Source organism: Pseudozobellia thermophila (assembly GCF_900141855.1).
Classification (GTDB): Bacteria; Bacteroidota; Bacteroidia; order Flavobacteriales; family Flavobacteriaceae; genus Pseudozobellia; species Pseudozobellia thermophila.
Genome location: NZ_FQYU01000001.1, coordinates 717,152 through 731,673, shown reverse-complemented (window position 1 = coordinate 731,673; position 14,522 = coordinate 717,152). Strand labels below are relative to the sequence as shown.

The 14,522-nt window shown below is 48.9% G+C and carries 11 protein-coding genes; 5 read left to right on the top strand and 6 right to left on the bottom strand.

All coding sequences use genetic code 11. The annotated features are described in order from the left end of the window. Positions 1–51: 51 nt before the first annotated feature. Positions 52–1,755 (top strand): GMC oxidoreductase, encoded by a 1,704-nt coding sequence (locus BUB37_RS03165; RefSeq protein WP_072988360.1) that lies wholly within the window; start codon positions 52–54, stop codon positions 1,753–1,755. A gap of 80 nt (positions 1,756–1,835) precedes the next feature. Beyond that, positions 1,836–2,300 (top strand): ASCH domain-containing protein, encoded by a 465-nt coding sequence (locus tag BUB37_RS03160; RefSeq protein ID WP_072988357.1) that lies wholly within the window; start codon positions 1,836–1,838, stop codon positions 2,298–2,300. A 99-nt stretch (positions 2,301–2,399) separates the two neighbouring features. Here the strand turns inward: BUB37_RS03160 and BUB37_RS03155 are convergent, their stop codons facing one another. The 4 genes from BUB37_RS03155 to BUB37_RS03140 form a co-directional block, all read right to left on the bottom strand. Further along, on the bottom strand, positions 2,400–3,539 hold the full coding sequence (locus tag BUB37_RS03155; RefSeq protein WP_072988354.1) for a Gfo/Idh/MocA family protein: 1,140 nt from the start codon (positions 3,537–3,539) through the stop codon (positions 2,400–2,402). A 68-nt stretch (positions 3,540–3,607) separates the two neighbouring features. Next, positions 3,608–4,834 carry an MFS transporter gene (locus BUB37_RS03150; RefSeq protein ID WP_072988351.1) on the bottom strand — a complete coding sequence of 409 codons (1,227 nt, stop codon included), beginning with the start codon at positions 4,832–4,834 and terminating at the stop codon, positions 3,608–3,610. 5 nt (positions 4,835–4,839) lie between these two features. Continuing rightward, positions 4,840–5,283: a DinB family protein gene (locus BUB37_RS03145; RefSeq protein WP_072988348.1), complete on the bottom strand. Its 444-nt coding sequence runs from the start codon at positions 5,281–5,283 to the stop codon at positions 4,840–4,842. A gap of 36 nt (positions 5,284–5,319) precedes the next feature. Then, entirely contained in the window at positions 5,320–6,315 is a 996-nt protein-coding gene (locus tag BUB37_RS03140; RefSeq protein ID WP_072988344.1) for a sugar phosphate isomerase/epimerase family protein, read from the bottom strand. A 140-nt stretch (positions 6,316–6,455) separates the two neighbouring features. Here BUB37_RS03140 and BUB37_RS03135 point away from each other — a divergent pair, with 140 nt between their 5' ends. From BUB37_RS03135 to BUB37_RS03125, 3 genes are all read left to right on the top strand, one after another. Then, positions 6,456–8,168: a GMC oxidoreductase gene (locus BUB37_RS03135; protein ID WP_072988341.1), complete on the top strand. Its 1,713-nt coding sequence runs from the start codon at positions 6,456–6,458 to the stop codon at positions 8,166–8,168. Next, positions 8,168–8,815, top strand: coding sequence for a gluconate 2-dehydrogenase subunit 3 family protein (locus tag BUB37_RS03130; protein ID WP_072988338.1), 648 nt, complete (start codon positions 8,168–8,170; stop codon positions 8,813–8,815). Before BUB37_RS03135 ends, BUB37_RS03130 begins: the two co-directional genes overlap by 1 nt. A 109-nt stretch (positions 8,816–8,924) precedes the next feature. Next, entirely contained in the window at positions 8,925–9,842 is a 918-nt protein-coding gene (locus tag BUB37_RS03125) for a hydroxypyruvate isomerase family protein (RefSeq protein WP_072989729.1), read from the top strand. Positions 9,843–9,910: 68 nt separating this feature from the next. On the opposite strand, the gene BUB37_RS03120 is transcribed toward BUB37_RS03125, so the two are convergent. Both BUB37_RS03120 and BUB37_RS03115 read right to left on the bottom strand, forming a co-directional pair. Next, the gene (locus BUB37_RS03120; RefSeq protein WP_072988335.1) at positions 9,911–11,278 is read right to left on the bottom strand and encodes a TrpB-like pyridoxal phosphate-dependent enzyme; all 1,368 of its coding nucleotides are present in this window, start codon (positions 11,276–11,278) and stop codon (positions 9,911–9,913) included. 716 nt (positions 11,279–11,994) lie between these two features. Continuing rightward, complete coding sequence (locus BUB37_RS03115) at positions 11,995–14,487, bottom strand: ribonucleoside-diphosphate reductase subunit alpha (protein WP_072988332.1); 2,493 nt, start codon at positions 14,485–14,487, stop codon at positions 11,995–11,997. Positions 14,488–14,522: the final 35 nt, after the last annotated feature.

Below are 14,522 nucleotides of genomic sequence, written 5' to 3'. Positions count from 1 at the left end.
GGGAAGTCATAAATATAGGAAATCCGCAAGGATTTAAACAAAAATACAAGCATGAATCAAGAGGAACAATACGATGCCATTGTAGTGGGCACAGGAATTAGCGGTGGCTGGGCAGCTAAGGAATTATGCGAGAACGGATTAAAGACCTTGGTTCTTGAGCGCGGGCCCATGGTGCGCCATATCGAAGATTATACCACTATGAACGACGATCCGTGGGACTACCCCCTTAAAGGGCAGCTTTCGAAGGAAGACAGGGAAAAATACCACGTCCAATCGAGAGTGGGCTGGGCCCCGACCGAAGATTCAAAGCACTTTTTTGTAAACGACCTCGAGCACCCCTATGTAGAGACCAAACGTTTTGATTGGATCAGGGGCTATCAGGTCGGTGGCCGATCATTGACCTGGGGAAGACAAAGCTACCGCTGGAGCGATATTGATTTTGAAGCCAATAAAAAAGAAGGCATCGGTGTCGACTGGCCGGTACGCTATAAGGATATCGCCCCCTGGTACGACAAGGTTGAAAAGTACATCGGTGTAAGCGGAGAAGCCTTGGGCATCCCACAACTTCCTGACGGCGTATTTCAACCTAAAATGGACCTCAATTGTGTCGAGGAGGAATTTAAGGCATCGGTAGCCGAAAAATTTGAGGACGGGCGGTTGATAACCATTGGCCGAACGGCACATATTACGGATCCCGAAGCCGATTTCGAAGGCCGGGGAACATGCCAGAACAGGAACCGGTGTTGGCGTGGCTGTCCTTTCGGGGGGTACTTCAGCAGCAACTCGTCTACCCTACCTGCGGCCGAACGAACCGGAAATATGACGCTACGGCCCAACTCGATCGTCTACGAAGTGGTATACGACGACACCACAAAACAAGCGACCGGCGTAAAGATAATCGATGCCGAGACCCACGAAAAATTGGAATTCAAGGCAAAGGTCATCTTCCTATGCGCCTCTGCGATGGCATCGGTCGGCATTCTTTTGCAGTCGAAAAGCGACCGTTTTCCAAACGGATTGGGCAACGACTCCGATGCCCTGGGCCGTGGTATCATGGACCACCATTACAAACTGGGCGCCTTTGCCAAGGTAGACGGATATTTGGACAAGTATTACCAGGGACGAAGGCCCAACGGTTTTTACATTCCCCGATTCGTCAACCTGAACGAAGAAACCAAGCGCGAAGGCTATGTACGCGGTTTCGGCTACCAAGGCAGTGCAAGCCGGGTAGACTGGTCTGCCGCAATTGCCGAAATGGGCTATGGCAAAGACCTAAAGGAATCCCTACTCAAACCGGGATCTTGGCAGATCGGCGTTACCGGTTTCGGTGAGTTCTTGCCCTACGACGATAATCGCGTAAGCCTTAGCCGTACCGAAAAAGACAAATGGGGCCTGCCCCAATTGGATTTTGACGTTGAGTTCAAGGAAAACGAATATAACATGCGCAAGGATATCAAGAAAGAGATCATAGCCATGTTCAAGGCGGCCGGCTTTACCGACATAGAACCGTACGAAGAACCAAGCGGACCCGGTTTGGGCATTCACGAAATGGGAGGCGCCCGAATGGGGCATAGCCCCAAAACTTCCGTAGTGAACAAAAACAACCAGTTGCATACCGTCGCCAACGTATATGTTACCGATGGGGCCTTTATGTCGTCGTCGAGCTGTGTAAACCCTTCCCTTACCTATATGGCCTTTACCGCAAGGGCGGCCAATCATGCGGCCGAACAGTTAAAGGCAGGTAAGTTTTCATAACAAAGGGTACAACAACCGATAAACCTGACTTTATGTCAATTAATTGCCGTTTAAGAACATTTCTAAAAGTATATTGACCTATGGAAAATGCTTCAGCACGAAATCTTTGGGGAGACTACTTAGACCAACATTTGGAATACGCTTTCGTGGAAGCGCCTAAGGTAATCCACTTTTGCAATAACGAACAAGATGCCAATACATGTGCCGCCTTGGTAAAAGAAGGTATAAAAAGGGCGACCTCCCCATCTTTGCTCGGGCTGCAGTTGCGCAAGGAAGCGCTACCCAAAATCGGCGATTTTATGGTAGTTACCGATTGGGAAGGCGAAGCCCAGTGTTTGGTACGTACCACCCACGTACGCTTTAGGCCGTTTTTCAGTATCGACGAAGCCTATGCCCGACTCGAGGGCGAGGGCGATAAGAGCCTGGCCTACTGGAAAAGGGTGCACTGGGACTACTATACCGAAGAACTCAAGCCCTTTAACCGCAAACCTAGCGAGAGCATGATCGTGGTCTGTCAAGAATTCGAAAAGGTGTTCGAGCGCTAAGCAGGGGGCACGATTGCCGCAAAGCCAACAAAAAAAGCACCCCGAAGGTTTTGGCCTTCGGGGTGCTTTTTTATCAGGTGGGTCGACCATCGGAAGGCATCAATCCTCCAAGTCTACCCACGTATTTCCATTTTTGTGCGATTCGACCGTAGCCTCGATGAAGTTCATTCCGCGCACGCCGTCCCTCATCGTTGGGAAGGCACCGTCGTTTTGTTCTTCCCCGCGGATCGCCCGGGCGGCACCAAGATAGATGTTGGCCATCGAATCGAATATCCCCTCGGGGTGGCCTGCCGGAAGCTTGGTCCCGTCCAGCGAAAATTCGCTGTTGTAGGCATGGCCGGGCTTATATACCTTGGTCGGTTCGGTATCGCTCATCATATACAGGAAATTCGGTTTTTCCTGTTCCCATCGAAACGACGCCTTTTCTCCATAAATGGCTATCGCCAGGCCGTTCTCTTCCCCGGTAGCGACCTGGCTTCCGCGGATTACCCCTTTTACATGCTCTCCCATACGGATCAACACGGTGCCGTCTACGTCCATCTGGTTATCGTCATACAGGTAGTTGAAATCGCACAGCAGCGATTTGACCTCTAAACCTGTGGTATATTCGACCAAGTTGAAGGCATGCACGCCTATATCGCCCATACATGAACTGATACCCGCCTTTTTGGGGTCTAAACGCCAAACGCTCGACCTTTTTTCCTTGTCGTGAATGATAGGGTTGATCCACCCTTGGTAATACCGGGCATCTACCTTGTGGATCTTGCCCAAAGCGCCCGCCTTGATCATTTCCCTCATCTGACGCACCATGGGGTAGCCCGTATAGGTATGGGTAAGGGCAAAAACGGTACCCGCCTTTTTATGGGTTTCCTCCAATATCTTGGCCTCTTCCAAGGTAGTGGTCATCGGTTTTTCGCAAATGACGTGAAAACCGTTTTCCAGCAATTTTTTGGCCATGGGAAAATGCAGGAAATTGGGAGTAAGAACCGAGCATACTTGAATACGCTCATCTTTGGGCAACTTCATTTCTTCCTCTATCAAGGTGTCAAAATCCTTATAGATACGATCGGTAGGTATATCTATTTCCTTGGCAAAAGCCATGTTCTGTTCAAAATCGGGATTGAACACGGCACCGACAATTTGGTAATTATCGTTTATGTGCGAAGCTACGCGATGTAGCACACCAATTAGAGAGTCTCCCCCACCTCCTAAAATTCCTAGTCTAATTTTCTTTGGCATTTGTAAATACTGTTTAAATGAGTGAATACGTTGTTTTTTGATTTAAGGGCTTCAATTTAATAAAATAGCTACGATTTATAGGCTATTTTTTCATTTTTGAACAAAATGAGGAAAAGCAGCAATACCAGTATGGCGAAAGCCGAAGGGTATAACCAAATGGTACTCCAATCGTGCTGCCCGTCTTCGACGAGATAGCTATCGGTAATGGCACCGGCCACCCAAAAGCCCACAAGCATCCCTACCCCATAGGTGGCCAGGGTGATCAGGCCCTGGGCCGCACTCTTGTATCTTGCCCCCGCCTTGCTGTCGGTATAGATCTGCCCCGAAACGAAAAAGAAATCGTAACAAATACCGTGCAAGGCGATACCTACCAGCAATAAGTAAACGAGTTCCCCCGTATCGCCGTAGGCGAACATCAAATACCGAAGCCCCCAGGCCAACATGGCGGCCACAATGGTCATTTTAAAGCCGAAGCGCTTAAAAAAGAAGGGCAGTAGCAACAGGAACAAAATTTCGGAAATCTGCCCTATCGTCATTTTCCCCGCCGGATTGGCCACACCGATCTCTCCCAGAAACTGCCCTGCATGTTGGTAATAGAAGGCCAAGGGGATACAAATGAACACCGAGGCCAAAAAGAAGACCAAAAAATTACGGTTCTTTAACAAGGCGAGGGCATCGAGGCCCAGAATATCGGCCAACTTTATTTTTTGCGCCCTATCCGCCGTGGGCGGGGTCTTGGGCAAAGTAAAGCTGAAAACGCCCAATACGGCCGACGATATCGAGGCCATCAAAAAGGTATTGCGCAAAAAGCCCTCGGATATCCCTTCTTGGGAATCCCAATTGAAAAAGCTGATCAGCAGTCCCGCGGTGATCCAGCCAATGGTCCCAAAAACACGAACGAAGGAAAACTCCTTGGCGGGGTCGCTCATCTGGTTAAAGGAAACCGAATTTACCAAGGCCAAGGTAGACATGTACAAGATCATGTAAACCAGCAAGTATGGGAAGAACCCCGAAAAATCGACCGCTTGGTACATGGCGTACATCAGGGCCGCCCCCGACAAGTGCAGCACGCCCAAAATACGCTCCGCATTAAAATACCTATCGGCAATAAGGCCAATGATAAAGGGAGCCAAAATTGCACCCCACGATTGTGTGGAATACGCCAAGGCGATTTCACTGCCCGAAGATTCCAAGGAATTGGGAAGATAAATACCCAAGGTAACGAACCAAGCGCCCCAGATAAAAAATTCCAAAAACATCATTAGGGAAAGCTGTATCCGAATCTTTGAATTCATATAACTTAGCGTTTATAGAATATATAATCCATTCCCAGGGGTTCGATATCGTTCAACCTAAAGTCCATCGCGATCTGGCCCCGATGGTGGGTCGAGTGGTTGATTATATGAAAAAGGATGTCTTGAACCGTGTTCGTGAACAAGCGGCCCTTCGAATTCTCGTAATCGATCCGCTTTTCAAAATCTTGGGTATTCGATGTGATGTCGAACGAGCAACGTTGGTTTTCGTAATGGATATCGTGCCAATTGCCTACCTCGTGTATTTGAAAAACCTCGTACTTGGGCCGCTCCTTGCACAATCGTGCATTCCAAATATGATGGGCGTTGAGCACATGGCTGAACAGGCGTGAACTTTTTTCGGGCACCGTATCGAGGCCCAAACAATAGTCTATGAGCTTTTTATTACAAAAATAATTATAGTCGAAAAGTTGATCGAAGAATAATTTCACCTTTGGTTATGGTCTATGGTTTGGTCATCAGCTAGGCTATCCCAGTTCTTTTGCCACTTTGAGCAAGAGGTCCCTGGTCGCGATAATGCCTTCCTCCTCGCTGAGTTCGCTGCCCTCGTATTCTACACCGATATAACCGGTATAGCCGTGGTCTTTGACGATTTTCAGCATTTTCGCATAATCGATCTGGGTTTCGTTGCCCTCGGCATCGAAATCGTGCGATTTGGCACTTACCGCCTTGGCGTAGGGCATTAATTCCTCTACCCCTTTATAGATATCGTACATTTCCTCGCAATCCCAGGTACCTTGCTTTCTCTTGATACAGAAATTGCCGAAATCGGGCAGGGTACCACAATTGTCCATACCAACGGCCTTCATCACTTGGGCGTGCAGGGCCCCGTTGGAAGATAACCCGCCGTGGTTTTCGACCAATACATTAATGTTCTTGGTCTTGGCATAGGTACTTAATTTGGTCAAGCCATCGATGGAGTTCTTTATCCATTCCTCGGGGTCGTCACTTCCGTTCAGGTTAACGCGAATGGCATGGCAGCCCATGGCGGCGGCGGCATCGACCCACTTTTTATGCTTTTCTACCGTTTCATTTCTTTCCTTTTCGTCGCTTACGGCCAAATTCCCTTGGCCATCGATCATGATCAAAACGTTTTCAAGGCCATGTTTTTTGGCTTCGGCGTTCGATTTTTCAACAAAGGCCGCCATGGCTTCTTCAGAATATCCTGCATCCTCAAGTTCGGGATTGTACAGTTGGCTTACGTATTCCAATCCGGTAAAGCCCCAGTTCTTTGCCTTTTCGGCGAAGGTATAGGGGTCGACGCCCTCTTCCCGTATCATTCTGTGCATCGACCACTGGGCCAAGGAGAGCTTAAAGAAGGGTTCGGCCTCTTTCCCGGCTTGTTCCGAATCATCGGCAGCCTCAGTTTCTTTCTTTTTAGTTTCCTTACAGGCATAGACACCCATTATCGATAATGCAAAACCAGCCTTTGAACTATTTTGAATAAACTTTCTTCTTTTCATTTGTTTGAATTAGTTAATTGTCTATAAAGGATTTGGAACCGCCTCACGGCAGAATCCGTGAAACTATCAAGGTTTATGGCGAATAAATGTAGAAAATTAATTTAATATTTAATAAATTTAGGGACTAAACAATTTTGTAAATGAGTAAATTTTATTACAACGAAGAGCAAGAATCTTATGATGCCATCGTAGTAGGTACGGGTATCAGTGGAGGATGGGCCGCAAAAGAGCTTTGTGAAAAGGGACTCAAGACCCTGGTATTGGAGCGCGGCAGAATGGTAAAACACATCGAGGATTACGAAACTGCCAATAAAGATCCGTGGGATTTTCCCAATGCCGGCGTCGCTACAAAAGAAATTATTGAAAAACAGCCCAAACAGCACAGAACGGGCTACACCACCAGTCAGGCCAGCCATATGTGGTTCGTAAACGACCTGGAGCACCCTTACAACGAAATCAGGCGTTTCGATTGGATGAGGGGCTACCACGTCGGGGGGCGCTCGTTGCAATGGGGCCGCCAAAGCTATCGCTGGAGCGATATCGACTTTACGGCCAACCTAAGGGAAGGCATTGCCGTTGACTGGCCCGTTAGGTACAAGGATATAGCACCGTGGTACGCCAAGGTGGAAAATTTTATCGGTGTTAGCGGTGAAGCCCTTAACTTACCCCAATTGCCCGATAGCGAATTCCTCCCTCCCATGGATTTGAATTGCGTGGAGGAACACTTTAAGAAGAAGGTGATGGAATCCTTTGACGGGCGTCCGGTCACCGTAGGGCGGGTAGCCCATATTACCGGGGACAGGAAGTTTGACGGAAGGACAAAATGCCAGTTTAGGAACCGGTGTATCAGGGGCTGTCCTTTTGGAGGATACTTCAGCAGCCTTTCATCTACCCTTCCGGCCGCCGAGGCTACGGGCAACATGACCCTCAGACCCGATTCCATAGTCCACGAGGTAATGTACGACCCCGACACCAAACGGGCCACGGGCGTTAAGGTAATCGACAGGGTGACCAAGGAAAATTACGAGTTCAAGGCCAAGGTCATTTTCCTTTGCGCCTCCGCTATCGCCTCAACCTCGATCTTGATGCAATCCCGGTCCGACAGATTCCCCAATGGTATGGGCAACGATTCCGACCAATTGGGCCGTAATATCATGGACCACCACTTGGGCGTGGGCGCCAGCGGTAAATTCGACGGTTTTGAAGATAAATATTACAAAGGTAGGAGACCCAACGGCGTCTATATACCCAGGTTTAGGAACCTAGGCGGTTCGACCGACAGGAAGGATTACAAACGCGGCTTCGGTTACCAAGGAGGGGCCAGTAGGGGCAACTGGGAAGAAACGGTTGCCGAACTTGCCTACGGAAAAGACCTGAAGGAAAACATTTTGAAGCCCGGAGGATGGCGAATGGGTATCGGCGGCTTCGGCGAGGTGCTTCCGTACGAAGACAATAGGTTTACCCTTGATTATGACAAACTTGACCAATGGGGCCTACCGACCGTTACCTTCGACGCCGACCTGCAGGAAAACGAATTCAAGATGCGAAAAGACATGCAGGAATCCGCCGTGGAAATGTTGGAGAAAGCCGGGTTCAAGGATGTAAAAGGCCATGACGGACCCACCGGCCTGGGCCTTGGAATCCACGAAATGGGAACCGCACGCATGGGCCGGGACAGAAAGACCTCGGTCTTGAACGGACACAACCAGTTGCACGATGTGCCCAACGTATATGTTACCGACGGTTCTTTTATGACCTCGGCAAGTTGTGTCAACCCCTCACTGACCTATATGGCATTTACCGCCAGGGCAGCCGATCATGCGGTAAAGGAACTTAAAAAAGGAAACATATAATGGATAGAAGAAAAGCACTCAAAAACATGGGGCTGGCACTGGGTTATACCGTTGCCACGCCTACATTGATCAGTATCGTCCAAAGCTGTAAGGAGGAAACCGTATTTGAATGGACCCCCGATTTCTTTACCAAGGACCAGGGTATCGTCTTGACCAAATTGGTCGATATCATCCTACCAAAGACGGATACGCCTTCGGCATCGGAAACCCAGGTACATCTCTTTATCGATCGTTTTGCCGATCAGGTCATGAAGGTAGACCAGCAGAATTTCTTAAAAATGACCATGGGCCGCTTTATTGAAAAGGCCTTGAAAGACAGTGGCAAGGAAAATGCCGCAGACCTGACCGCCGAAGATTTGGAACCCGTTCTCGCCTCGGCCTTAAAGGTATCGAAAGATGACCAGGCCAACAACTTCAAGGCCATCAAGCAATACAACGAAGCCATTGCCGAAGGCAAGGAACCCCTATTGGATGATGGTGTGGCCCGTTTCGGTTTTGCCGACAAACTTCGCGGCCTGACCATTTTTGGCTATAAATCGTCGGAGTATGTCGGAGAAGAGGTACTGGCCTATTTGCCCGTACCCGGCCAATACATTGGATGTGGAGACCTTCAGGAATTCACGGGGGGAAAAGCCTGGTCGCTATAGACACCAAAACAGACGGACAAAAAGAGTTAAAGGCCGGTAACTACCTCCTTTGGCTCTTTTGTTTTGTGCGAAGACAAATACAAGTAAAAACATCCAATCCAACAATTTTATGAAAAGAAGAAATTTTATCCAGAAATCGGCGCTAACGGGCGGGGCCCTATCCTTGGGCGGGGCATTGGGCTTTGCCCAGCAAACAAAGAAGAAATCCGGGCCACATAAGTTCAATCTAAAGTACGCACCCCATTTGGGCATGTTCAAGGAACTGGCGGGCGACGACCCCATCGACCAGATCAATTTTATGGCCGATCAAGGATTTACCGCATTTGAGGACAATGGAATGATGAAAAGAGACGTGGCCATGCAGACCAAAATTGGCGAAACCTTGGCCAAGAGGGGCATGACGATGGGTGTTTTCGTAATCGACAAGGGCGGCAACATGGCCAATACCTTGGCGGCCGGCAAAAAAGAGCATGTCGACATCTTTCTCGACGGCTGCAAACGGGCCGTTGAAGTCGCCAAACGCGTCAATGCCAAATGGATGACCGTCGTACCCGGTGGCTTCGAAAGAAGGCTGCCCATAGGGGTGCAAGACGGCAATGTGATCGAAGCCCTGAAAAGGGGCGCGGAAATCTTGGAACCCCACGGGCTGACCATGGTATTGGAGCCCCTTTCCGATTCGCCCGACCTGTACCTACAGAATTCCGACCAGACCTATATGATATGTAAAGGGGTAGACAGTCCCGCATGTAAAATCCTGTACGACATCTACCACATGCAGAAGACCGAAGGCCACCTCATACACAATATGGAACTCACTTGGGACGAGATCGCCTACATACAGATAGGCGACAACCCAGGGCGAAAAGAGCCTACGACGGGTGAGATCAATTATAAGAATGTGTTTAAATGGATCTATGAAAAGGGCTTTGACGGTGTTCTCGGTATGGAACACGGCAATTCCAAAAAAGGCAAGGAAGGCGAACAGGCCGTTATCGATGCCTACAAACAGGAGGATGCCTTTTTATAATACAACCCGCTCAACTTAAAAAGTAAAAAGCAGCCTTTTAGAAGGCTGCTTTTTTATTTTCACCCTTCTTAATCCGGTATTTCGGGGGTATTCAATCTTGAGATGGATGCGTTGATCTCGTCCTGGGTCAACTCGTGACGAACGATCTTGCCCTCAAAATAATCGTCATAGGCCTTCATATCGAAGTTGCCATGCCCACAGAGGTTGAACAGGATGGTTTTTGAAACCCCTTCTTCCTTGCACTTCTTGGCTTCGGCCACTACAGTGGCTATACCATGGGTGGCCTCGGGTGCCGGTATGATGCCCTCCGTTTTGGCAAACAGCACCCCGGCATCGAAAACTTCCAGATTATCGTGGGCCACGGCCTCGATCAACTTATCTTTCAAGAGCTGACTAACGATTACGCCCGCACCATGGTACCGCAATCCACCGGCATGGATAGGCGCCGGCACAAAATCGTGGCCCAAGGTATACATGGGCAATAAGGGCGTCATTCCGCCCGTATCGCCAAAATCGTAGCGAAATACCCCCCGTGTCAGCTTTGGGCAGGAGGTCGGCTCACTGGCAATGCAACGAATGTTCTTGCCCTCTTCGAGGTTCAACCGCAAGAATGGAAACGCGAGTCCCGCAAAATTCGAGCCTCCCCCGAAGGGTGCGATCACAATGTCGGGCATATCGCCCGCCTTCTCCATTTGTTTAATGGCCTCCTGGCCGATTATGGTCTGGTGCAACTTTACATGGTTGAGCACACTGCCCAAGGCATATTTGGTATCTTCACGCTGGGCGGCCATTTCGACTGCCTCCGAAATCGCAATCCCCAATGAACCCGGACTATCGGGGTTTTCGGCCAATATCTTTCGACCTGCCTCGGTCAAGTTCGTAGGAGAGGCATAAACATTGGCGCCCCAAGCGTTCATCATCGATTTGCGGTAGGGTTTGTGGTGGTACGACAACTTTACCATGTACACGTCGCACTCGATATTAAAGTGCTGACAGGCGAAGCTTAACGCACTGCCCCATTGGCCCGCACCGGTCTCTGTGGTGATGCGCTTTACCCCTTCCTTCATGCTGTAATACGCCTGTGGAACGGCCGTATTGGGCTTGTGGGAGCCCGAGGGGCTCACCCCCTCATATTTATAATAAATCTTCGCCGGGGTATCCAAGGCCTTTTCCAATCCGTAGGCCCTATACAGGGGAGTCGGGCGCCACATTGAATAGATATGCCTAACCTCATCGGGTATACCGATCCATTTTTCGGTGCTTACCTCCTGCTCTATAAGGGCCATGGGAAACAAGGGGGCCAAGGCATCGGGACCAATCGGTTCCAAGGTAGCGGGATTTAAGGGCGGAAGCGGCTTATTGGGCATATCGGCCACAATATTGTACCAATTCTCGGGAATTTCATTTTCATCGAGCGTGAACTTTCTTTGTTTCATTATGTTTAGTTTCATTGGTGGACCACTAAATATAAGAAAACAACACGGCATCTTGAGGTAACGGACACCATCACTTTATCCGATTTTTTACCTTATATCGAAAATCTTAATGTATTTCAACAAAAATCACCTAAAACATGTAGGTTTTAGACTACATTTTACGTTATTGCAGCTATGGCCCCCTACATCTACTTACTTTTCACCTACTTGGCCCTTTTGATCTTCTCAAAAGTGGCCTTCCGTTTGTACTCGAGGTATCGCAAGGTAAGGGTCAAATAATTTCAATTCAGAGCGGCCGGCTCCCAAGGGTATCGGCTCCCCTTATGGGCCACTAGGCACCCGAATATGCTAAACTTTTGTCAAAATGTTCATTTTTAAGCACTTGCCGAAGTCCTTTTGTTAACTTTGACGCGTATATAAAAGACATTACAGGGGCAATGGACAAATATATCACCATACTGATCATCTATATCTTGGCGTATCTCTTTTCCGTCATAGCCAAACCTTATATCGTAAAATAAGGCTGTTGCCCAATTCCCTACACTTTAAAAAGCACTAATTTTCAATTATTTAGCCTATGAAATTCCTTGTACAATTGGAATATTGTAGGATAATTCTTAATTAACAACTGTTGACTTCCCCGTTTTCGCTAGTTAATCAACCCAAAAAAAAGCCCCGACCATAGGAGGGGGCTTTTTACGCTGTTTTGGTATTCGCTAAGATCCGCACATCAAACAATCGTCATCGGCCTGGCCTTCCTTGGCCCGTGCGATCATGGCCTTCATCTCTTCCGGGGTCATCGGCTGAATATCGATTTCTTCCTGTTGTGGTGTCGCCGAAGTAGCCTTGACTTCCATTGCGGCAGCGGCCTCAACGGACGGGGGTGTCGTCGCCTCGGCCTCGGCCTCGGCTGCAACACTTACGGGGGCCGCTTTCTTCTTGCTATTGTCCAAGGTAAACTTGATCGCATCGACCGCCGCCTTGGTACGCAGGTAGTACATTCCCGTCTTTAGGCCGCTCTTCCATGCGTAAAAGTGCATGGAGGTCAGTTTTGAGTAATTGGCGTTTTCCATAAAGAGGTTCAAAGACTGGCTCTGGTCGATAAAGTAGCCCCTCTGGCGGCTCATATCGATAATATCCTTCATACTGAGCTCCCAAACGGTCTTGTAGAGGTCCCTTATCTCTTGTGGAATGGTCTCTATATGTTGAATGGAACCATTGGCCCGCATCAGTTCCTGTTTCATGTTCTCGTTCCACATGCCCAGGTTGACCAAATCTTCCAAAAGGTGCTTGTTCACCACGATAAACTCGCCCGACAATACCCTTCTTGTATAGATGTTGGATGTATAAGGTTCGAAGCATTCGTTGTTTCCCAAGATCTGTGAGGTGGACGCCGTTGGCATAGGAGCTACCAACAAGGAATTGCGCACCCCGTGCTTCATTACCTGTTTGCGGAGCTTTGCCCAATCCCATCTTCCGGAAAGCTCCTCGTCCTTAACGCCCCAAAGGTTATGTTGAAATTCGCCTTGCGAAATGGGCGAGCCTTCGAAGGAAGAATAAGGTCCTTCTTCCTTGGCCATTTCCATGGATGCCGTCACGGCGGCAAAATACAGGGTCTCGAATATCTCTTGGTTCAATTTTTTGGCCTCATCGCTTGTAAAGGGCAGGCGTAGCATGATAAAGGCATCGGCCAGGCCTTGTACCCCCAGACCGATGGGCCTATGGCGCATGTTCGAGTTTTTGGCCTCGGGCACCGGGTAGTAGTTTCTATCGATGACACGGTTCAGGTTTCTTGTCACCCTTTTGGTTACCTTGAACAGTTCCTTATGGTCAAAAGCACCGTTTTTAACGAACATGGGAAGTGCAATGGACGCCAGGTTGCACACCGCTACCTCATCGGGGGCCGTATACTCCAAAATCTCGGTACACAGGTTCGAAGAACGTATGGTACCTAAATTCTTTTGGTTGCTCTTTCGGTTGGCCGCATCTTTGTAAAGCATGTAGGGGGTGCCCGTCTCTATTTGCGACTCGAGGATCTTTTCCCAAAGATCACGTGCCTTTACGGTCTTTCTTCCCTTGCCTTCGGCCTCGTACCGGGTGTACAGTTCCTCGAACTCCTCGCTGTGGGTGGTAAAGAGTCCCGGACACTCGTTGGGGCACATAAGGGTCCAATCCTCGTTGGCTTCAACTCGCTTCATGAACAGGTCGGGAATCCACATGGCATAGAAAAGGTCCCTTGCCCGCATTTCCTCTTTACCGTGATTTTTCTTAAGGTCGAGAAAATCGAAGATATCGGCATGCCATGGTTCCATATAAATGGCGAAACTCCCCTTGCGTTTGCCCCCGCCTTGGTCGACATAACGGGCCGTATCGTTAAACACCTTGAGCATGGGCACGATTCCGTTGGACGTACCGTTGGTCCCCGCAATATAAGAGCCGGTGGCCCGGATGTTATGGATAGAAAGGCCGATACCCCCGGCAGACTGCGAAATTTTAGCGGTCTGTTTCAAGGTGTCGTAAATACCGTCGATACTATCGTCTTGCATGGCCAAAAGGAAGCACGACGACATTTGTGGCTTGGGCGTACCTGAATTGAAAAGGGTCGGTGTAGCATGGGTAAAATACTTCTTCGACATCAACTCATAGGTTTCGATGACCGAATCCAAATCGTCGAGGTGTATCCCCACCGAAACCCTCATCAACATATGTTGCGGACGTTCGGCAATCTTACCGTTGATTTTTAGGAGATAGGAACGCTCCAGGGTCTTAAAACCGAAATAATCGTAGCCAAAATCGCGGTTATAAATGATGGTAGAGTCTAGCCTATCCTTATTCTCCATAATCACCTTGTACACCTCATCCGAAACCAAGGGGGCCTTTTTATTGGTCCGCGGATTTACGTACTCGTAGAGATCCTTCATGGCCTCGGAGAAGGATTTTTTGGTATTCTTATGCAAGTTCGATACGGAAATCCGCGCAGCCAACTTGGCGTAATCGGGATGTGTTGTGGTCATGGTGGCGGCGATCTCTGCGGCCAGGTTGTCCAACTCTGAGGTAGTGACCCCGTCGTACAATCCTTCAATGACACGCATGGCCACCTTAAGCGGATCTACCAAGCTGTTGAGTCCGTAACACAATTTTCTAACTCGGGCCGTGATCTTATCGAACATGACCATCTCTTTTCTTCCGTCTCTTTTAATTACATACATTCTGGCTACTTTTTTAAAAGGTGATACTTATTTGT

Coding starts and splice junctions, on each gene's coding strand:
- BUB37_RS03165 (WP_072988360.1), top strand. CDS start 52: ATGAATCAAGAGGAACAATACGATGCCATTGTAGTGGGCACAGGAATT.
- BUB37_RS03160 (WP_072988357.1), top strand. CDS start 1,836: ATGGAAAATGCTTCAGCACGAAATCTTTGGGGAGACTACTTAGACCAA.
- BUB37_RS03115 (WP_072988332.1), bottom strand. CDS start 14,487: ATGTATGTAATTAAAAGAGACGGAAGAAAAGAGATGGTCATGTTCGAT.
- BUB37_RS03120 (WP_072988335.1), bottom strand. CDS start 11,278: ATGAAACAAAGAAAGTTCACGCTCGATGAAAATGAAATTCCCGAGAAT.
- BUB37_RS03135 (WP_072988341.1), top strand. CDS start 6,456: ATGAGTAAATTTTATTACAACGAAGAGCAAGAATCTTATGATGCCATC.
- BUB37_RS03130 (WP_072988338.1), top strand. CDS start 8,168: ATGGATAGAAGAAAAGCACTCAAAAACATGGGGCTGGCACTGGGTTAT.
- BUB37_RS03150 (WP_072988351.1), bottom strand. CDS start 4,834: ATGAATTCAAAGATTCGGATACAGCTTTCCCTAATGATGTTTTTGGAA.
- BUB37_RS03125 (WP_072989729.1), top strand. CDS start 8,925: ATGAAAAGAAGAAATTTTATCCAGAAATCGGCGCTAACGGGCGGGGCC.
- BUB37_RS03140 (WP_072988344.1), bottom strand. CDS start 6,315: ATGAAAAGAAGAAAGTTTATTCAAAATAGTTCAAAGGCTGGTTTTGCA.
- BUB37_RS03155 (WP_072988354.1), bottom strand. CDS start 3,539: ATGCCAAAGAAAATTAGACTAGGAATTTTAGGAGGTGGGGGAGACTCT.